Raw genomic sequence first — 17,785 nt, 5'->3', positions numbered from 1 at the left:
GGAGGTCACGACAGTATACGCGTGTCCTCCGGTGCGATGCACCCCGCGCGGCCGCGAGGGCCGGGCGCCAACGTGCGATCGCGCCTTGCGTGGGCATCGTGCGCTGCGTACCTGCGCGGTGGGTCCGGGATCAGAGGCCGAGCGCGCGCAACTCGGTCGCCGGACGTGAACGCTCCCACACCGTCTCGAACGCCTGGACCACTCGACGCGCGCGGCCAGGCAGCGTGGTCGCCGCTTCCCCCTGGATCCGGTGCGCGAGTGGACGGACGACGAAGCCGCCGGCGTCGTTGACCAGCCAGGCACCGGCGAAGCTGCGGTCCGGCGCGGTGTCGACCTCGCGGATCGCGAACGCGCTGGGCAGTCGCTGCGCCAGCGCGACCAGAGGCGGAGGACCGGTCCGCAGCGCGGCTGCATCCTGCAGCAGGATGCGCGCGATGCCCCCACGGCCAGCGGTCGCAAACTGCTGCAGCGCGCGCAGCACCTCGGGGTGGTCATAGAGGCCGGGGTCGAGATCGTGGCTGCGCAGCCACAGGCCGCGACGTGCGGACAGGATCACCGTCACGCTGGCGGCGACCGCGGCCGCCAGGTCCTCGACCGCGAAGGCGGCCTGCGCGTGCCGATGCATCGCCCGATGTTCGATGCCCGCCTCGAACACCGGCGGCCCATCGGTGACAAACCCATGACGCGCGTACAGGTCCATCGCGTGCAACTGGGCATGCAGATGGGTGCGGGTCAGCCCCTCGGCCTGCGCCATCTCCAGCAGCGTCCGCAGCAGGGCATCGCCGATGCCGCGGCCGCGTCGGTCGGCGCGCACCGCCAGGCGGCCGATCCGGCCGTCCGGGGTCAGCCGCCCGGTGCCCACCGCTGTGCCATCGGCCTCGACCGCCAGCACGTGCCGGCACTGCGCATCGAGCGCATCGCGCTCCAGCGCGGCCGGCACGCCCTGTTCCAGCACGAAGACCTGCTCGCGCAGTGCCTGCGCGGCGGCCATGTCGGCGTCGTTCGCGATCGGGAAGACCCGGAGCGACGCCGGCACGCTCACACGTCCTCGGGACGGGCCAGCGTGTAGTGGCCCTGCTCGAGCAGGGCGTAGACCGCGGCGCGTCCCGCCGGCGACAAGGCCGCGTGACCGGCGGCATCGAGGCGGGTCGCAGCGGCCAGACGCTGCGCGTCACGGACCGACAACGCGAACTCGCTGCCCGAGACGAACAGCCGCGCACCGCGCGCGGCACGGCGCCAGGCGGCGCGCGAGAACGGATTGCGCAGCAGCACGGCCCGGCCACCGGCGAGCAGCGCGTCGACCTCGTCGGACGGCGGCGGCGCTTGCCCAGCGACCACCTGGTGGGCGTTGCGGTAGCCGGTCATGAAGCGGCCGAACCAGTCGCCCAACTGGTCGGGATCGCGCATACGGATGGCGTTGAGCGCCTCGACCACGCGGACCATCGTCGCCGCGTCGATCTCGTTGGGATCCTTGGGCTGCGTGAGTGTCTCGTCGTGGTAGCGCACCGCGTCGTCGGCCTCGGCGGCCAGCGTGTCGATGTAGTCGCCCATCAGTTCGGCGGCCGACGGTGCCCGCATGCCCACCGACAGCGTCAGGCAGGCGTCCTCGGCCACGCCGTGATGCGGCACCATCGGCGGCAGGTAGAGCATGTCGCCGGGGCCGAGCACCCAGTCGTGGGTCGGTGTGAACTCGCGCAGCAGCTTCAGTTCGACATCGTCGCGGAAGTCCTGCGACGGCAGCCCGCGGCCAAGCGCGTACGAGGCGTCGATCATCCAGCGGCGATGGCCCAGGCCCTGCAGCAGGAACACGTCGTAGTGGTCGACGTGCGCGCCGACCGAGCCGCCGGTCGCGGCGAAGCTGACCATGATGTCGTCGATGCGCCAGCGCGGCAGAAACGAGAAGTGCGGCAGCAGTGCGGCGACATCGGCGTCCCACTTGTCCACGTCCTGGACCAGCAGCGTCCAGTCGCGGTCACCCAGGCCCGGGAAGATCGCCTCGTCGAACGGGCCGGTCTCGACCTGCCAACCATCGTTGGCGCGGTCGTGGCGGATCAGGCGCGACAGCGCCAGTTCCTCGCAGGCCAGCCCGGCCAGGTCCTCGGGCTGCAGCGGGGATTCGAATCCGGGGAAGGCGTTGCGGATCAGCAACGGGCGCTTGTGCCAGTAGTCGCGCAGGAAGCGGGCAGGGGGCATGCCGAGCGGGCCGTGGCGGCCGGCATCGATCTCGAAGGGGAGGGCTTTCATGCGCGCAAGCGTACGTGATCGGCCGGGGCCGCGCATTGCGTGCGCGCATGGACGCGGCGGGCACTTTCGGGCAGACGGCGGCGTGCAGATGCTGGGCCCGCGCGGGGCGCAGCGGCTACAGCACGCGGTTGTCCTGGCCGTCGTCGTGCACGTCCGGCGTGTTGCTCGGGTTGACGGTATTGCCGGCGCCCTCGAATTCGACCGAGGCGACATTGCGTGCGAGTACGGTGTTGCGGTCGCCGCCGATCTGCACGTTGCCGGCCTCGGTGAGGTTGAGCGTGTTGTCGCTGCCGGTCACCACGACATCGCCGACGCGGCGATTGAGTACGGTGACATGGTTGCCCTCGACCCGGATCGAGGTCGCATGGTCGACATTGATCGCGCCCCGGGAGGCGGTCACCACGACGTCGCCGCAGGCCCCGTCGAGCACGATCTCGAAGTCGTCGCGGCTCACCTGCACGTCCTGCCCGCCGCACATGGCACCGCTGGCCGGATTGCGCAGGGTTCCCGACGCGGCCGTCGGCGCGTCCTCGACTGTTCCCGAAGGTGCCTCGTCGGCAGGACCGCCACAGGCGACCAGGGCCGCGGCGACGAACGGGAGGACGAGGATGGCGGCCGGACGGGGCACGGAGCGGCGCATAGGAAAGCCTGGGCAGGGGCTGGATGACCGCAGCCTGCGCTGCGGTGCGTGCAGGTGGCGTCGCGCCGTCGGGCGCGCGCCGTGCGCAAGGTCAGATCGCGCGGGCGAGGTGCTCGGCCAGACCGGTGTAGGCGCCGGGCGTCAGCGCGCGCAACCGGGCCTTGTCGGCTTCGGGCAGGTCGAGGCCGTCGACGAAGGCGCGCATCGACGCGGCGGTGATGCCCTGGCCGCGGGTCAGCGCCTTGAGCTGTTCGTAGGGATTGGGCAGGCCGTGACGGCGCATGACCGTCTGCACGGCCTCGGCCAACACTTCCCACGCCGCGTCCAGGTCCTGCGCCAGGCGCTCGGGATTGGCGCTGAGCTTGCCCAATCCGCGCAGCAGGGCGTCGAGCGCAATCTGGGTGTGGCCGAATGCGGTGCCCAGGGCGCGCAGCACGGTCGAGTCGGTGAGGTCGCGCTGCCAGCGGCTGATCGGCAGCTTGGCGGCGAAATGCTCAAACAGCGCATTGGCGATGCCGAAATTGCCTTCGGCGTTCTCGAAGTCGATCGGGTTGACCTTGTGCGGCATCGTCGAGCTGCCGATCTCGCCGTCCTTGAGCGCCTGCTTGAAATAGCCCAGCGAGATGTAACCCCACACGTCGCGGCACAGGTCGATGCCGATCGTGCTCATGCGGCGGCTCGCGTCGGCGATCTCGGCGATGCAGTCGTGCGGCTCGATCTGGGTGGTGTAGGGGTTGAACTCGAGCCCCAGGGACTCGACGAAGCGGCGCGAGAACGCCGGCCAGTCGATGTCCGGATAGGCGGCGACGTGCGCGTTGTAGTTGCCGACCGCGCCGTTGATCTTGCCGGTCAGCGGCACCGCCGCGAGCTGCTCGCCCTGGCGCTGCAGCCGGGCGACGACGTTCGCCAGTTCCTTGCCGACGGTGCTTGGCGAGGCGGTCTGGCCGTGGGTGCGCGAGAGCAGCGGTAGCGCCGCGTGCGCATGCGCCATGTCGCGCAGCGTGGCGATCAGCCGGTCGAGTGTGGGCAGCAGTACGTGCTGGCGCGCCTTGCTGAGCATCAGCGCGTAGGCGAGGTTGTTGATGTCCTCGCTGGTGCAGGCGAAATGCACGAACTCCAGCGCCGGCGCCAGCGCTGCATCGTCCTTGAGCCGCTCCTTGATGAAGTACTCGACCGCCTTGACGTCGTGGTTGGTGGTGCGCTCGATCTCCTTCACGCGCGCGGCATCGGCGACCGAGAAGTCTTCGGCCAGCGCGTGCAGCGTCGCGCGTGCGCCGGCGTCGAACGCCGGCAGCTCGGCGATGCCCGGCTCGTCGCCCAGCGCGATCAGCCACTCGATCTCGACCCGCACACGCGCCCGGATCAGGCCGTACTCGGAGAAGATCGGCCGCAACGCATCGACCTTGCCGGCATAGCGGCCATCGAGCGGGGACAGGGCAAGCAGGGCGGCGTCGGCGGTGCGGGAGTCGGTCATTGGGCGGGGGCGCGGCGGGACAAGCCGTCATTTTAGCCTGCATGGCGCTCGCGTATCCTGCGCAGGACCGTCCCATCCGCCAGCGACCACGCCAGCCGGACCCTTCCCCTCCAAGGAGCCGAACGAATGAGCACGTCAGCGAACGCCCCGGCGTTCCGGATCGAACACGACAGCATGGGCGACCTGCAGGTCCCCGCCGACGCCCTGTGGGGCGCCCAGACCCAGCGCGCGGTGCAGAACTTCCCGGTCTCGGGCCGGCCGATGCCGCGCGGCTTCATTCGCGCGCTGGGCTTGATCAAGGCCGCCGCCGCCGACGTCAACACCGGCCTGGACCTGCTGCCGGGCCGTCTGGGCAAGGCGATCCGCGCCGCCGCGCTCGAGGTCGCCGACGGGGCGCACGACGCGCACTTCCCGATCGATGTCTACCAGACCGGGTCGGGCACTTCGTCGAACATGAATGCCAATGAGGTCATCGCGACGCTGGCCTCGCGGGCCGGTCGTCCGGTGCATCCCAACGACCACGTCAATCTCGGCCAGAGTTCCAATGATGTGGTGCCGACCGCGATCCGGGTCTCGGCGCAACTGGCGGTGGTCGAGGATCTGCAACCGGCGCTCAAGCACCTGCGGCGCACGATCGAGCGCCGTGCCAAGTCGCTGCGGCCGGTGGTCAAGACCGGGCGCACGCACCTGATGGACGCGATGCCGCTGACCTTCGGCCAGGAGTTCGGGGCCTGGGCCTCGCAGCTGGCCTCCGCCCAGGCGCGGCTGGACGACACCCTCAAGCGGTTGCGTCGGCTGCCGATCGGCGGCACCGCGATCGGCACCGGCATCAATGCCCATCCGCAGTTCGGTCGCAAAGTCGCACGCGCGCTGTCGACCCTGACCCGGACCCGGTTCGAATCGGCCGACGACAAGTTCGAGGGCATCGCCGCCCAGGACGATGCGGTGGAACTGTCGGGTCAGCTCAATGCGCTGGCCGTCGCCCTGATCAAGATCGCCAACGACCTGCGCTGGATGAATTCCGGCCCGCTCGGCGGCCTGGGCGAGATCGAGCTGCCGGCGCTGCAGCCGGGCAGTTCGATCATGCCGGGCAAGGTGAATCCGGTGATCCCCGAGGCGACGGTCATGGCCGCCGCCCAGGTCATGGGCCACCACACCGCGATCACGGTGGCCGGGCAGACCGGCAACTTCCAGCTCAACGTTGCGCTGCCGCTGATCGCGGCCAACCTGCTCGAGTCCATTCAGTTGTTGGCCAACGTGTCGCGGCTGCTGGCCGACCAGGCGATCGCCGGCCTCAAGGTCCGCCGCGACAACGTCGATGCCGCGCTGGCGCGCAACCCGATCCTGGTGACCGCGCTCAATCCGATCATCGGCTACGAGAAAGCGGCGGCGATCGCCAAGCGCGCCTACAAGGAAGAGCGGCCGGTGCTCGATGTCGCGCTGGAGGACAGCGGGCTGTCGGCCGCCGACCTGCGCGCCTTGCTCGATCCGGCCGCGCTGACCCGAGGCGGCATCCACGAGGGGGCGGGCGGCGGCGGATAGTCCGGCATAGGCGGCAATCACTCCTCCGCAGGAGACGATCAGCTCCTTCGCCGGACGCGATCACTCCCCGCAGGAGGCCGTCACCTCCCCGCAGGAGGCGGTCACCTCCCCGCAGGAGGTGGTCACCTCCCCCGCAGCGCGGGGGAGGTCGACGCGTGCAGCGCGTCGGGTGGGGGCACGGACTCGTCGCGGCGAAACGCCTTCCAATGGGGCGTTCGCGCTACCTGGGGGTGTCGTCGCGCCCCAGGCACGCAGTGCAGGCCGTCTCGCTGAAACGACCCTCGCAGATGCCGCGCACCTGCGCCGGCGGCAGGCCGCCGGGCACTTCCTCGGCCAGGCCGCCGCGAAACAGCGTGCAGGTCGATGCCGACAATGCAGCGACCTCCGGCAGTTGCACCTGCATGCGGCCAGCGACCGACTGGCTCAGGCGCGCGCCGTCGGCATCCGCGCGCAGGTCCAGCATCCGGCCGCCATGCCAGATCTGCAGCGCGGCGGCGCCGTCGGGCCCCGCAACGAACAGTGCGCTCTGGCCTTGGCGGCCGTCGAGCGTCAGGCCGACGTTGTCGCCTTCGTCCCAGGTCACATATCCACCCCGTTCCTGGCCGCTGCGGTCGTAGAGCATGACGCCGGCCGCGGCGCTACCGCGATCGACGCGCTTGCCGTCGATCACGGCATCGGGCAAATCGCCGGAGATGCGCACGCGCTCGACGCCAGCCGGGTCGACGACCACCAGTTCGCGCAGCCGCAGACGGTCCGGATGGTCGGTCGCCGGGGGCCGCAGCCAGAGCGCGACGCAGGCGCTGGCCAGCAGCAGGCAGACGGCGCCCAGCCCGAACACGGCGAGACGATGGCGGCGCTCGATCGTATCGAGGCGGTGCTGGATATCGGGATGCATGGGACGCGCCTTCCTTGGATCGGCTCGGTGACCCGAAGCGGAACTACGGGGTCGTCTCGCCGGCTGCAGCCCCCACCGCCGCGCCGTGGTGGTCTTCGACGTCCTTGCGGCAGTCGTCGATGTCGGTGGCGGTCATCGTGGCGTAGGGTTGGAACGCCGGCAGGGCGCTCGCCAGCGTCTGCTGGGATTGGAGCAACGGCGGCAGCAGATCGCAGAGCTTGCGCGCCTCGGCCTCGATGCGTGCGCCTTCTGCCTCCATGCGCGCCTCGAAGGCATCGGACTTGCCCGACAGCACGCTGGTGATGGCGCCCTTGGCGGCGTCCGCACCGAGCCGCGCCCCCTGCATGCCGATCGCGATGCCGGCATCGGCGATCGCCAGGATATGGGCGCGGTGCGCCAGCAGCAGTTCGCGCTGGGCCGCGTCGATGGCCACAGGCTTGCCTGCGATCAACAGGTCGCCCGCCGGGCTGATCTCGGCCCTGGGCAGGTGCGCGGTCCGCCCGTCCTTGTCGCCGACGCGGACCCCGTTGATATCGACGCCCCCGCTGCCCTTGCCGCCGATGCCGATGTTGCCCTCGGCCAGTTCGGCGCGGGCCGTGTCGAGTGCGCGCCGCGTGGTGCGTGCGATGAAGCCGTTGTCGGCCGCTTCCGCCGTGGTCGCGTCGGTCGCGGTCCGATCTGTCGCGGGGGAAGTGTCGTGGCCGCAGCCTGGAAGTACCGCGGTGCAGGCGAGCAGCAGCGCCACGGACAGCGTGTGCGAGCGAAGAAAGCGGGTCATGGTCCGGCTCCTGGATGGGCGAAAGCGTCAGCGCTTGCGGGGAAGATCGACCGTGCCGCGCACCTCGCGCACCACGACGTCGCCACTGCCCTTTGACGACACGGTCAGGTCGCCGGCGACGCGTTGCGCATCCAGGTCGCCCGAGCCGATCGAATCGACGCGCACGCTGCCCGACGCGTCGCGGATCTCGACGTCGCCCGAGCCGATGCTGCCGATGCGGATGTCGCCGCCAATGCGGCGCAACTCGACATCGCCCGAACCGACGCTGCCGACCTCGACATCCTGGCGAATCCCTTGCGCGCTCACGTCGCCCGAGCCCACCGAGAGCAGTTTCAGTTCGCCCGCGTCCTCGACCACGATGTCGCCCGAGCCGGTCCTGACCGTCGCGCGGCCGGCGATGCGCCGCAGTTCGGCATCGCCCGAGCCGACGTCCGCGCTGGCTGCCGCGACGCCGGTCACCCAGGCCTCGCCGGAACCGGCGATGACCTGCACCAGCACGTCGGCCGGCACCTGGCCCGACACATCGAGGTAGGCATAGCGCGGGCCGAATACGCCGCCCGAGGAGGCGCGCCCGAGCTTTACCGTCAGCACCTCGCCGGCGCGGCTGACATCGACCGTCAACGACGCCAGCGCCGAGGCATTCGAGGCGCAGGCGCGGCCGCGCAGGTGCGCGTCCGGCTGTGCGGCGCCCTCGACGCGCAAGGTGTGATGACCGATCTCGAAACGGACGATGCGGACCCCGTCGAAGTCCATCGCCGCCTCGCGCGGCTCGTTGTGGCGGCACTGCGGTGCGTCGTCGGCCTGCGCGCCCAGCGGCGCGGCAAGCATGGCCGCAATGAAGGCGAAGGCAGACGCATGGGGAGCGGAAGGCGACTTCATCATCAAGGATCCTTGGGCTGGCTCGGAGCCGTGGTCGAGTGACGGCGCGGGCGATGGGAGGGGCGGGGACGTTGCGGCATCCACCGCAGCGTCTCCAGGGTGATCAGCGAGATGCGAAGCTGCGCCGCACCTCGTCGCGGCAGGCGTCGGCCTCTCGTGCCTCCAGCCGTGCATAGGGACGGAACGCCGGCAGGTCGGCCGCCAGTTGCTGTTCGGCCGCGTGCAGCGCCGGCATGCGCGCACAGATCTGCAGTGCGCCGGGTTCCACGATCTGGCGTACGTTTCGCTCGATGCGGCGCTCCAGGCTGCCGGTCATCGCGCTGACCATGAGCCCGAACACGCCCCGGTCCACGGCATCCACGGCTGCCAGTGCTGCGACCTCGCCCATGTCGATGGCGGTGCGCGCGACCTCGATGACCTGTTCGCGGTAGGCGAGTAGCTGTCGGCGTTGGTGGGCGTCGACCGGCACGGCGCGGCCATCGACCAGGAAGTCGCCGCGCGGCGTGATCGCGGCGCTCGGCAGCTTGGCGTCGCGATCGCGCTTGCGGCGCCCGTCGCGACCGAACTGCAGGCTCTCGCTGACATCGAGGTTTTCGGTCTCAAGCTCGGCGCGGGCGTTGGCGAGCTCGGTGCGGATCTCCTGCCGCGCGTCGGCGAGTTCGCGGCGCACTTCGTCGCGCACCCCGTCCTGCGGTGGTGCGGACCAGGCGACCGGCGACAGGCCCAAGGCGAGCGCGGCGATGACGGAGAAGGCGGCAGACTTCATGACGGAGGCTCCTTGCGGTCGTGATGGCAGGAATGCGAAGTGCGGGGTCAGCCTTCCTCGCGCCAACGGCGCAACCGGATCGCCAGCGCGATCATCAGGACGCCGACGACGATGCCGATCCACATCGAGGGCGTGGCGAAGTTCGCGTAGATCCCGGTCACGCTCAGCAGGTTGCTGATCTGGTCGCCGCTGGCCGCGGCATGCTGCAGATACGACAGGTCCGCGCCGGTCAGCGGCACGGTGCCCAGCAGCAGCCGCGCGATCACGTTGCCCCACAGCCAGTGGCGGTCCAGGCCGACCAGTTGCAGCAATCCGGTCATCGATGCGGCGGCGCCGACGGCCAGCGGCAGCAGCACGGCCCACAGGAACGGCTTGCTGCGCGCCCAGGCCGAGCACAACAACAGCCAGCCGATGGTCGGCAGGGCCCACGCGGCGTAGACCGGGATCGCGGCGACCAACTGCGCGGCGAGCAGGAAGGCCATGCCGTTGCCCCACAGCAGCGGCAGCGGATTGGCGCCATGCGCTGCCGCGGCCACGCTCAGCGCGGTCAGGAACAGCAACATGACGACGATGGCGATCGCGGTCGAGATTGCCGGGATCACGAAGGCGGCGGTCACGACCTTCGACAGCACGGTCGCGGTGTCCGACACCGGCAGCGACTTCCAGAACAGCACGCTGCGGTCGCGGCGGTCGTCGTAGAGCGCGCCCAGACAATAGAAGAACGCGACGAAGATCATCACCATGTAGGGCCAGGCGGCCGACATCAGCAGCGTGGCGTAGAGACCGTCGGCAAGTTCGCGCAGGTCGTCGCCGCTGAGCTGGCTGGCCAAGGCGCCCAGGTCCAGTCCGTTGATGGTGACCCCTTCGTACTCGATCCGCGAGCCGCCGGCGACCTGACGGCGTGCGAACACGATCGTCGTGATCAGCAGGCCCACCGACAGCAACAGCGACAGGCCGCCCGCGATCAGCGGCGCCCACAGCATGCCGCCGCGGTGCTCCCAGTACTCGCGGCGCAGCAGCAGCCGGAACCGGTGGGTGGCATGGGGCGGGGTGCGCACAGGTGCGGGCGCGGCAACGGTATCGACGGTGGCATTCATGCGTAGGCTCCCTTCATCGTGGCCACGAACAGATCCGCCAGACCGGGCGTGCGGGTCTCGCCATACGCCGTCAGCGCGGCAGCGGGCACGTTGTCGAACAGCATCACGGTCTTGCCGAAGGGCATGGCCCGCTCGTCGATCGGGCGATGGGCGCGGGCGGCCTCGAGCCGGTCGGCCTCGACCAGCACCTCGACGAAGCGCTCGGCGACATCGTCCATCGGTGCATCGAGCACGATCCGGCCGTCGCGGATGAACAGCACATCGGTGAGGATGTGCTCGATCTCCTCGACCTGGTGGGTAGTGACGACGATGGTCTTCTGTTCGTCGAAGTAGTCCTCCAGCAAGCGCTGGTAGAACTGCTTGCGGTAGAGGATGTCCAGGCCCAGCGTGGGCTCGTCGAGCACCAGCAGACGGGCGTCGATCGCCATCACCAACGCCAGGTGCAACTGCACGATCATGCCCTTGGACATTTCGCGCACGCGCTGCTTGGGACGCAGCTTGGTGTTGGCCAGGAAGCGCTCGCAGCGCACCCGGTCGAAACGCGGGTGCACGCCCTCGACGAAATCGATCGCATCGCGCACCCGCATCCAGCGCGGCAGCACCGCGACATCGGCGATGAAGCAGACATCGTTCATCAGCGCATCGCGCTCGCGGCGTGGGTCACGGCCCAGCACCGACAGGTCGCCGTCGCAGCGGATCAGGCCGAGGATCGCCTTGAGCGCGGTGGTCTTGCCGGCGCCGTTGGGGCCGATCAGGCCGACGATGCGGCCGGCGGGAATCTGGAAACTGGCGCCGGCCAGGGCGCGTGCCCCCTTGTAGGTCTTGTCGAGGTTGCGCGCGGAGATGACGGGGGCGTCGAGCACGGCGTTCATGCGTTGGCTCCATTGCCGATGGATTGCAGCAGATCCCGGGCCGACAGCCCCAGGCGTTCGATCCGTTCCACGACCAGCGGCCACTCTTCGTGCAGGAACCGTTCGCGCTCGCTGGTGCGCAGCTTGCGGGAGGCTTCCTCGGTCACGAACATGCCCAGGCCGCGGCGCTTCTCGACCAGTGCCTCGTCGGCCAGTTCCTGATAGGCGCGCGAGACGGTGATCGGGTTGAGCTGGTACTCGGCGGCGACCTGACGCACCGAGGGCAGGGCGTCGCCAGGCTTGAGCACGCCGTCGAGCATCATCGCGATCACCCGCTCCTTGAGCTGCCGGTAGATCGGGGCGCCGTCGCTCCATTCGATGTTGGCCATGTCAGCCTCTCCCACCGGTGCCCCGGGCGAATGAGAAGTAGGGCATCGCGATCGCGCTGCGGCCACGCCGGCTGCGGCTGCGCGGCGTCGCGTCCTGCGGTTCGGCATCGCCGATGGCGACATCGCGGGCGGCGGTGGTGGTCGCGACGTGAAGTCCGCTTGCGACGACGGTGGCGTCGCGGTCAGCCGACAGCGAGGGGGCGGCGGCCAGCAGCGCGGCGCACAGGGCCGCAGCGGAAACGCCACATGCGATGATCGGGGTCTGGAGCCTGCGGGTCATGGGACCGTCCTGCTCTGGTGGGTAGGTGTTGTAGGCAACTATAACACCACGGCAGGGGGTGTCAATGCCTCACGGCGCGGACGTCCACCCAACTGATGGCATACGAAGGCGGGTGCCTTCACAGGAGCGCGCGATGCGGAAGATCCACCTGACCCTGATCCTGGCGACCTGTGCGGCGGGCCTGCTGGCGGCCGCAATGGCGATCGCGCAATCGGCGCCGGGCACGTCCGACCTGCTCGGTCACAGCTTCCGCCCGTTGGCCGGACGCGAGCCGGTCGACCTGCGGCAGACCTACGGCGGCGATGTGCTGCTGATCGTCAACACCGCCAGCAAGTGCGGCTTCACGCCACAGTTCGAGGCGCTCGAAGGCCTGCATGCGCGCTATCGCGCGCGGGGGTTTGCGGTGCTGGGCTTTCCGTCCGGCGATTTCAAGGAGCAGGAGTTCGAGGACGAGCAGGCGATCCAGGACTTCTGCACGCTGACCTACGGGGTGAAGTTCCCGATGTTCCAGAAGGTGCACGTGGTCGGGCCGGACGCGGTGCCGCTGTACCGGCAGTTGGCGGCGGCGACCGGGCAGGCGCCGCAGTGGAACTTCCACAAGTATCTGGTCGGGCGCGATGGCCGGGTGCTGGCGCAATGGGGCAGCAGGACCAAGCCTGACGATCCGCAGATCGTGGCCGCCATCGAGCGCGCGCTGCAGGCGCCGCGCCCGTCCGCGCGCTGAAGCGCATCTAAGTCGTGGCCGGTCGCGATTGCTCCGCGCCGCGCTGGCCGCGACAATAATCGGCTGCATCGCCCAGACCGGGCAGGAGACCCCACGGATGTCCAATCTGATGCGCGCCGGTGTCGTGGCGCTGCTGATCGCCGTCGGTGCCCAGGCCGGCGCCGCCGAGCCGTCTGCCGATCGCGCGCAGACCAGTTATGTGGTCGGCCTGGATGTCGGCCGCTCGCTGGGCCAGGTGGGCGCGGACCTGGACATGCGCGCCTTCGAGCAGGCGCTTGCCAGCGCACTCGATGGCAAGCCGCCGTCGCTGTCGCCCGAAGAGACCCGCCAGCTTGGCGTGGCGCTGGGGCAGCGCATCGCCGCGCGCAGCGGCCGTCCGGTGCCGGGCCTGCCGCCGGGCAGCGAGCCGCCTGCGGTCGACACGACCAAGGTGAGCCAGATGGTGGCCGCGGATATCGCCCGATCGCTCGCGCCGCTCAAGGGCGAGATCGAGGTCGCGCCGCTGGTGCGCGCGGTCGCCGATACCATCGCCGGCCGGCCGCCGACGCTCGACGAGGCGCGTATCGCGCAGATCCGCGAAGCGATGGCCGGCCGCACCCAGGCGCGGGCCACCAACGCTGCCGAGGCCAATCGGCGCGCCGGTGCGGAGTTCATGGCCGGCAATCGCGGCAAGCCGGGTGTGTTCGCCACCGCATCGGGCATCCAGTACAGCGTCGAGCGGCAAGGACAGGGGCCGCGCCCGCGCGCGGGCGATCGTGTCCGCGTGCATTACCGCGGCACGCTGCTCGACGGCACCGAGTTCGACAGTTCGTATGGACGCGGTGCGCCTGCGGTGTTCGGCCTGGATCAGGTCATCGCCGGCTGGACCGAGGGTCTGCAGCTGATGCCGATCGGCGGCAAGTACCGGTTCTGGATCCCGGGCGACCTGGCCTACGGGCCCAAGGGCAGCCCGCCCAACATTCCGCCCAACGCCACGCTGGTGTTCGACGTCGAACTGATCGACATTCTCTGATCGCGTTTCCATTCCCGCGGCGCCACGCTGCCGCTCACGCGCAATTCCGCAATCCTTTTTCCCTGGAGTCCTTCCCAAGATGAAGACCACATCGCGTATCGCCCTCGTCGGCCTGGTGGCCGTGCTGCCGCTGGCAATGATCGCCTGCAAGCCGATCGACAAGGAGACCGGCAAGCCGGTCCAGGGCACCGCCGATGCCGGCAGCGAAGCGGCCAGCGGCACCGAGATCGCCGGCCTCAAGACCGAGCGCGAGCAGGTGAGCTACATCATCGGCAACCAGATGGGCGAGTCGCTCAAGCAGGTCAAGGACGAGATCGACCTCAAGACCCTGCAGCGCGCGATCGCCGAGACGCTCGACGACAAGGCCATCGAGATCAGCGACGAGCAGGCGATGAAGGTGATGCAGTCCTTCGGTGAACGCATGCAGGCCAAGCAGCTCGCCGAGATGCAGGAGAAGGCCAAGACCAACGCCGCCGAGGCCGAAAAGTTCTTCGCCGAGAACGCCAAGCGCGAAGGCGTGCAGACCACGGCCTCGGGCCTGCAGTACCGCGTCGTCACCCAGGGCACCGGTGCCAAGCCCGGCCCCAACGACACCGTGCGCGTGCACTACAAGGGCACGCTGCTCAACGGCGAGACCTTCGACAGCTCCTACGACCGCGGCGAGCCGGCGCAGTTCGCACTCGGCCAGGTGGTCCCGGGCTGGCAGGAAGGTCTGCAGCTGATGCCGGTCGGCAGCAAGTACGAGCTGTGGATCCCGGCCAAGCTGGGCTACGGCGAGATGGGCACCGGCCCGATCGGCCCGAACCAGGCGCTGGTCTTCGAGGTCGAGCTGCAGGACATCGTCAAGTGATCCACGCACCGTCGCGGCGCGCATCGCCGCGTCGCGACGGTGGGGATGCCGCGCGATGACCGCTGCCCTCATCGATGCCGACGCCCATGCGGCGCTCGAGCAACGGGTGACCGAGCTCGAGACGCGGCTGGCGTTCCAGGAGCACACGATTTCCGAGCTCAACGATGCGCTCACCGCCGCTCGGCTCGAGCTCGTGGCCCAGACCGGCCTGCTGCGCCGGGTCATGGACGACCTGCGCCAGGCGCGTACGGTGCAGTTTCCGGACCCGGGGCAGGAGCCGCCCCCGCCGCATTACTGACGTGTCCGCATGATCGAAAGCCCAGTTCCCGGCCGGCGTGCCCGGTCGGTATCCGCCGCCGCTGTTGCGTTGTCCAGCGTGTTCACCGTTGCTGTTCCTGTTCCCGGCGAGGTCCTTCCTCCATGAGCGATACCCTGCGCGACCAGTTGCTCGGTCTGGGCTTCAAGGCGCCGGCCAAACCGGCCAAGCCGCCCCCGCGTCGCGACGAGCGCCGGGGACGTCCGGACGAGCGCCGCGCTGGCGGCAAGCGGACCGAGGGCGCACGCCAGGACGGACCGGCGCGGCCGCCCGGCCGGCGCGATGCCCAGGGCCCGCGCAAGCCGCGCCCGCCGCGCGAGGACATCGACCTGGCCAAGGCCTATGCGATCCGTGCCCAGCGCGAGAAGGACGAGCGCATCGAGGCCGAACGTCAGCGGCAGGAAGAGGCGCGGCTGCGCCGCGAGGCACGCGCCAAGCTCGAAGCGTTCGTCAAGGACAAGGCGCTCAATCGCGCCGATGCCGACATCGCCCGGCATTTCGAGTACGGCGGCAAGATCAAGCGCATCCATGTCGATGCCGAGCAGCTGCGCGCGCTCAACGCGGGCGAGCTCGGTGTCGTGCAGGTCAACGGCCGGTACCTGCTGGTGACTGCAGCGGTGCTGGCCGAGGCCGAGTCGATCTTCGCGCAGGCGGTCGCGCTGAAGGTGGACCCGTCCGCACCGGCGGGCGACGACCCCTACAGCGATCCCCAGTACCAAGTGCCCGACGACCTGGTCTGGTGACCATGCGCGCCGTCGGGCTGTGCCTCGCCTTGCTGCCGGTCGGCGCCGCCTGCGCGCAGGAGATCGCGTTCGACCGGCCGGGGATCGGGTTCTCTGCATCCGTGCTCGCGCCCGGGCAGGTGGCCTGGGAGCAGGGCCTGCCCGATCTCGAGCGCGATCGCAATGACGGCGTGCGCACCACTGAGGCAACTGCGGGCAGTGCGTTGCGCGTAGGGCTGGGCGCATCGCTGGAGGTGCAACTGTCGGCGACGCCGTGGCAGCGCATGTCGACGCGCGAGGCTGGCGGTGCACGACACGTGGCCGAAGGGGCCGGCGACAGCAGCGTCGGCCTGAAATGGGCATTGCCGAGCACGGGTGCACTTGACTGGGCGCTGCTGGCGCGCTACGGGCTGGCGACCGGATCGCGCGGACTGCGCCCCGAGACCCACCTGCGCAGCCTCGGCGCGTCGATCGAGGGCGAGACCGAGGGCGGGCGCGGCTATGCATTGTTCGCTGGTTATCAGCACGACGACGACGGCAGCGGCTGGCAGGTCGCACCGAGCCTGGACCTGTTCGAGGCCGGTACGCTCGCCGGCTATGTCGAGGCGGGCGTCGGCGGCGGGACGCAGGCCGGGACGGTCATCGGCAGCGGCCTGACCTGGCGTCCACAGCCGCGGGTGCAGTTCGACCTGTCGCTGTTGCGCGGCGTCGGTGGGGATGCGCCCGATTGGCAGGGCGGTTTCGGCGTCGCCGTCGGGTTTCGCTGACGGCCCGGGGGGGCGATTGCGCGGCGCCCACAACGATCGAGCGCACGGCGCCACGCGAGGAAGCTGGGTGAAAATCCGACTCTGACCCCGGTTCTGGCGTCGGCGATCGACGAGTGACTCAAGGCGCGCGGTACTCGGCAACCGGCCCCGCGACCTTGCGCCCGGCCTGCCAGACCGCTTCGATCGTGCGCAGATTGCGGATGTCGGCCAGCGGGTCGGCAGCGACCACGATGAAGTCCGCGCGTCGGCCCGGCTGCAGCAGGCCGCGGTCGTCCAGACGCAACAGGTGCGCCGAGTCGCGAGTCGCCACGGTCAGCGCCTGCTGCGGGCTGAAGCCGGCCTGCATCATCAGTTCGAGTTCGCGGTGTTCGGCAAAACCCGGCACGCGGCGCGGCAGCGCGCCGGCATCGGTGCCGAAGCCGATCCGGGCGCCGGCCTCGCGCAAGGTCGACAGATTGCGCAGGTTGGTGGCGAGCGCGGCGCGGGCCTTCGTGGTCTGCGGATCGCGCAGCGTGTCAGCGCGCCACTGCGGGTCGGACCACTGCGCGCGCACCGCCTCGGGCAGCGCGTTGCGCAGGAAGGGCGTCTCCAGCCACTCGGGGTGCTCGGCGTAGATGTAGTTGGCCTCGTCGATCTGCAGCGTCGCGATGTAGCCGGCATTCGAGGTGCGCAGCGCGGCGACGAACGCCGGGTCGACCGGCCGGTCGCGCACACCGTGGGCGACGATGTCCAGGCCGCTGGCGACGAGGTCGGTGGCCGGTGCGAGATCGTGGATATGCGCGGCGGCCAGCAGCTTCTGGCGATGGGCCTCGTCGATGGTGGCGCGATAGACCTCGGGCGCCATCGGCGGCGCCTGACCGCCGAGGGTATCGACCCACAGCTTGACGATATCGACGCCGGATTCCGCCTGCGCGCGGACCGCGTCGCGGGCCGCGGCTGCAGTCGCGGGGCGGGCGACCGGATCGTGCGTCAGGCCCATGTTCGCGGCGGGCGGCGCGCCGCCGGGCGCACCAATGCCGCCACCCGCGCCGAGCAGTTGCGCGCCCAGGGACGGGTCACTGCTCACGGCATTGCGGATGTCGCCGAAGGCCGCGCCGTTCATGCCCAGCGACATCACCGTGGTGACGCCGTAGGCCTGGAACTGGCGCAGGTCGCGCACGACATGCGCACGCGTGTAGAAGCGGTCGCCGTGGGCGGTGCCCTCGGTGTTGCCGACGTGCGCATGCGCGTTGACCAGGCCGGGCACGATGAAGCGGCCACGGTAGTCGATGCGCTCGGCCTCGGCGGGCAGGTCGTCGGCGCCGGGCTGCGCGACGCGCGCGATCAGGCCATCGCGGATCACCAGTGTGACTTCGCCCAGGTCGCGCTCGCCGTCGAATACCCGGGCATGCTCGATGACGATCGGCGGGGGCGAGGGCGGCGCATCGGCCTGCGTGGTCGCAGATGGGCCGGTGGCGGGGCTGCAGGCGGCGGTCAGGCCAGCGATCGCGGCCAGCATCAGGGCGCCGGCGGCGCGGCGTCGAAGCATGGTGGGATCCTCAGCGCGAAGCAGGCGCCGA

Annotated in this window: 20 protein-coding genes; 7 read left to right on the top strand and 13 right to left on the bottom strand. The window is 70.4% G+C overall.

Annotation, left to right across the window (positions count from 1 at the left end):
* Window positions 1–130: 130 nt before the first annotated feature.
* The 4 genes from FHW73_RS09060 to purB all read right to left on the bottom strand — a co-directional run bounded on the left by FHW73_RS09060 (window position 131) and on the right by purB (window position 4,358).
* Window positions 131–1,036 (bottom strand): GNAT family N-acetyltransferase, encoded by a 906-nt coding sequence (locus FHW73_RS09060; protein ID WP_345776167.1) that lies wholly within the window; start codon window positions 1,034–1,036, stop codon window positions 131–133.
* A 2-nt stretch (window positions 1,037–1,038) separates the two neighbouring features.
* On the bottom strand, window positions 1,039–2,244 hold the full coding sequence (locus FHW73_RS09055) for a cupin domain-containing protein (RefSeq protein WP_255492884.1): 1,206 nt from the start codon (window positions 2,242–2,244) through the stop codon (window positions 1,039–1,041).
* Window positions 2,245–2,359: 115 nt separating this feature from the next.
* Entirely contained in the window at window positions 2,360–2,884 is a 525-nt protein-coding gene (locus FHW73_RS09050) for a DUF3060 domain-containing protein (protein WP_255492882.1), read from the bottom strand.
* A gap of 91 nt (window positions 2,885–2,975) precedes the next feature.
* Window positions 2,976–4,358 (bottom strand): adenylosuccinate lyase, encoded by a 1,383-nt coding sequence (gene purB / locus FHW73_RS09045; RefSeq protein WP_183426379.1) that lies wholly within the window; start codon window positions 4,356–4,358, stop codon window positions 2,976–2,978.
* A gap of 126 nt (window positions 4,359–4,484) precedes the next feature.
* Between purB and FHW73_RS09040 the strand changes: the two genes are divergently transcribed.
* Window positions 4,485–5,900, top strand: coding sequence for a class II fumarate hydratase (locus FHW73_RS09040; protein WP_183426378.1), 1,416 nt, complete (start codon window positions 4,485–4,487; stop codon window positions 5,898–5,900).
* A 220-nt stretch (window positions 5,901–6,120) separates the two neighbouring features.
* Here FHW73_RS09040 and FHW73_RS09035 read toward each other — a convergent pair whose 3' ends face one another.
* The 8 genes from FHW73_RS09035 to FHW73_RS09000 form a co-directional block, all read right to left on the bottom strand.
* Window positions 6,121–6,795 (bottom strand): hypothetical protein, encoded by a 675-nt coding sequence (locus FHW73_RS09035; RefSeq protein ID WP_183426377.1) that lies wholly within the window; start codon window positions 6,793–6,795, stop codon window positions 6,121–6,123.
* A gap of 43 nt (window positions 6,796–6,838) precedes the next feature.
* Window positions 6,839–7,573 carry a YggN family protein gene (locus tag FHW73_RS09030; RefSeq protein WP_255492880.1) on the bottom strand — a complete coding sequence of 245 codons (735 nt, stop codon included), beginning with the start codon at window positions 7,571–7,573 and terminating at the stop codon, window positions 6,839–6,841.
* Between the two features lie 27 nt (window positions 7,574–7,600).
* On the bottom strand, window positions 7,601–8,452 hold the full coding sequence (locus FHW73_RS09025) for a DUF4097 family beta strand repeat-containing protein (protein ID WP_183426376.1): 852 nt from the start codon (window positions 8,450–8,452) through the stop codon (window positions 7,601–7,603).
* A 103-nt stretch (window positions 8,453–8,555) separates the two neighbouring features.
* Window positions 8,556–9,218 (bottom strand): hypothetical protein, encoded by a 663-nt coding sequence (locus FHW73_RS09020; protein WP_183426375.1) that lies wholly within the window; start codon window positions 9,216–9,218, stop codon window positions 8,556–8,558.
* Between the two features lie 47 nt (window positions 9,219–9,265).
* The gene (locus FHW73_RS09015; protein ID WP_255492879.1) at window positions 9,266–10,315 is read right to left on the bottom strand and encodes a hypothetical protein; all 1,050 of its coding nucleotides are present in this window, start codon (window positions 10,313–10,315) and stop codon (window positions 9,266–9,268) included.
* A complete protein-coding gene (locus FHW73_RS09010; protein WP_183426374.1) occupies window positions 10,312–11,187 on the bottom strand; it encodes an ABC transporter ATP-binding protein in 876 nt (291 codons plus the stop codon). Before FHW73_RS09010 ends, FHW73_RS09015 begins: the two co-directional genes overlap by 4 nt.
* A complete protein-coding gene (locus FHW73_RS09005; RefSeq protein ID WP_183426373.1) occupies window positions 11,184–11,555 on the bottom strand; it encodes a GntR family transcriptional regulator in 372 nt (123 codons plus the stop codon). The genes FHW73_RS09010 and FHW73_RS09005 overlap by 4 nt, the downstream gene beginning before the upstream one ends.
* A gap of 1 nt (window position 11,556) precedes the next feature.
* Entirely contained in the window at window positions 11,557–11,835 is a 279-nt protein-coding gene (locus FHW73_RS09000) for a hypothetical protein (RefSeq protein ID WP_183426372.1), read from the bottom strand.
* Between the two features lie 196 nt (window positions 11,836–12,031).
* Here FHW73_RS09000 and FHW73_RS08995 point away from each other — a divergent pair, with 196 nt between their 5' ends.
* The 6 genes from FHW73_RS08995 (at window position 12,032) to FHW73_RS08970 (ending at window position 16,226) form a co-directional block, all read left to right on the top strand.
* Window positions 12,032–12,559 carry a glutathione peroxidase gene (locus FHW73_RS08995; protein ID WP_183426541.1) on the top strand — a complete coding sequence of 176 codons (528 nt, stop codon included), beginning with the start codon at window positions 12,032–12,034 and terminating at the stop codon, window positions 12,557–12,559.
* A 97-nt stretch (window positions 12,560–12,656) separates the two neighbouring features.
* The gene (locus tag FHW73_RS08990; RefSeq protein WP_183426371.1) at window positions 12,657–13,571 is read left to right on the top strand and encodes an FKBP-type peptidyl-prolyl cis-trans isomerase; all 915 of its coding nucleotides are present in this window, start codon (window positions 12,657–12,659) and stop codon (window positions 13,569–13,571) included.
* A gap of 79 nt (window positions 13,572–13,650) precedes the next feature.
* Complete coding sequence (locus FHW73_RS08985; RefSeq protein ID WP_221187494.1) at window positions 13,651–14,421, top strand: FKBP-type peptidyl-prolyl cis-trans isomerase; 771 nt, start codon at window positions 13,651–13,653, stop codon at window positions 14,419–14,421.
* Between the two features lie 55 nt (window positions 14,422–14,476).
* The gene (locus FHW73_RS08980) at window positions 14,477–14,719 is read left to right on the top strand and encodes a SlyX family protein (RefSeq protein WP_183426370.1); all 243 of its coding nucleotides are present in this window, start codon (window positions 14,477–14,479) and stop codon (window positions 14,717–14,719) included.
* A 122-nt stretch (window positions 14,720–14,841) separates the two neighbouring features.
* On the top strand, window positions 14,842–15,480 hold the full coding sequence (locus tag FHW73_RS08975; RefSeq protein WP_183426369.1) for a DUF2058 family protein: 639 nt from the start codon (window positions 14,842–14,844) through the stop codon (window positions 15,478–15,480).
* Between the two features lie 2 nt (window positions 15,481–15,482).
* On the top strand, window positions 15,483–16,226 hold the full coding sequence (locus tag FHW73_RS08970) for a transporter (RefSeq protein WP_345776173.1): 744 nt from the start codon (window positions 15,483–15,485) through the stop codon (window positions 16,224–16,226).
* 118 nt (window positions 16,227–16,344) lie between these two features.
* Here the strand turns inward: FHW73_RS08970 and FHW73_RS08965 are convergent, their stop codons facing one another.
* Window positions 16,345–17,754, bottom strand: a complete 1,410-nt coding sequence (locus tag FHW73_RS08965; protein ID WP_255492878.1) for an amidohydrolase family protein — start codon at window positions 17,752–17,754, stop codon at window positions 16,345–16,347.
* Window positions 17,755–17,785: the final 31 nt, after the last annotated feature.

The organism is Luteimonas sp. RC10 (assembly GCF_014192745.1).
In the GTDB taxonomy this organism is placed as follows: Bacteria; Pseudomonadota; Gammaproteobacteria; order Xanthomonadales; family Xanthomonadaceae; genus Luteimonas.
Note: the sequence above shows the minus strand (reverse complement) of the source record. Positions and strands in the feature narration are given on the sequence as shown.

What these genes read in the sequence shown, in the direction of transcription:
- FHW73_RS08990 (WP_183426371.1), top strand. Translation starts at nt 12,657, where the DNA reads ATGTCCAATCTGATGCGCGCCGGTGTCGTGGCGCTGCTGATCGCCGTC.
- FHW73_RS09020 (WP_183426375.1), bottom strand. Translation starts at nt 9,218, where the DNA reads ATGAAGTCTGCCGCCTTCTCCGTCATCGCCGCGCTCGCCTTGGGCCTG.
- FHW73_RS08985 (WP_221187494.1), top strand. Translation starts at nt 13,651, where the DNA reads ATGAAGACCACATCGCGTATCGCCCTCGTCGGCCTGGTGGCCGTGCTG.
- FHW73_RS09035 (WP_183426377.1), bottom strand. Translation starts at nt 6,795, where the DNA reads ATGCATCCCGATATCCAGCACCGCCTCGATACGATCGAGCGCCGCCAT.
- FHW73_RS08975 (WP_183426369.1), top strand. Translation starts at nt 14,842, where the DNA reads ATGAGCGATACCCTGCGCGACCAGTTGCTCGGTCTGGGCTTCAAGGCG.
- FHW73_RS08970 (WP_345776173.1), top strand. Translation starts at nt 15,483, where the DNA reads ATGCGCGCCGTCGGGCTGTGCCTCGCCTTGCTGCCGGTCGGCGCCGCC.
- FHW73_RS09050 (WP_255492882.1), bottom strand. Translation starts at nt 2,884, where the DNA reads ATGCGCCGCTCCGTGCCCCGTCCGGCCGCCATCCTCGTCCTCCCGTTC.
- FHW73_RS09015 (WP_255492879.1), bottom strand. Translation starts at nt 10,315, where the DNA reads ATGAATGCCACCGTCGATACCGTTGCCGCGCCCGCACCTGTGCGCACC.
- FHW73_RS09010 (WP_183426374.1), bottom strand. Translation starts at nt 11,187, where the DNA reads ATGAACGCCGTGCTCGACGCCCCCGTCATCTCCGCGCGCAACCTCGAC.
- FHW73_RS09005 (WP_183426373.1), bottom strand. Translation starts at nt 11,555, where the DNA reads ATGGCCAACATCGAATGGAGCGACGGCGCCCCGATCTACCGGCAGCTC.
- FHW73_RS09030 (WP_255492880.1), bottom strand. Translation starts at nt 7,573, where the DNA reads ATGACCCGCTTTCTTCGCTCGCACACGCTGTCCGTGGCGCTGCTGCTC.
- FHW73_RS09000 (WP_183426372.1), bottom strand. Translation starts at nt 11,835, where the DNA reads ATGACCCGCAGGCTCCAGACCCCGATCATCGCATGTGGCGTTTCCGCT.
- FHW73_RS09055 (WP_255492884.1), bottom strand. Translation starts at nt 2,244, where the DNA reads ATGAAAGCCCTCCCCTTCGAGATCGATGCCGGCCGCCACGGCCCGCTC.
- FHW73_RS09025 (WP_183426376.1), bottom strand. Translation starts at nt 8,452, where the DNA reads ATGAAGTCGCCTTCCGCTCCCCATGCGTCTGCCTTCGCCTTCATTGCG.
- FHW73_RS08995 (WP_183426541.1), top strand. Translation starts at nt 12,032, where the DNA reads ATGGCGATCGCGCAATCGGCGCCGGGCACGTCCGACCTGCTCGGTCAC.
- FHW73_RS08965 (WP_255492878.1), bottom strand. Translation starts at nt 17,754, where the DNA reads ATGCTTCGACGCCGCGCCGCCGGCGCCCTGATGCTGGCCGCGATCGCT.
- FHW73_RS09040 (WP_183426378.1), top strand. Translation starts at nt 4,485, where the DNA reads ATGAGCACGTCAGCGAACGCCCCGGCGTTCCGGATCGAACACGACAGC.
- FHW73_RS08980 (WP_183426370.1), top strand. Translation starts at nt 14,477, where the DNA reads ATGACCGCTGCCCTCATCGATGCCGACGCCCATGCGGCGCTCGAGCAA.
- purB (WP_183426379.1), bottom strand. Translation starts at nt 4,358, where the DNA reads ATGACCGACTCCCGCACCGCCGACGCCGCCCTGCTTGCCCTGTCCCCG.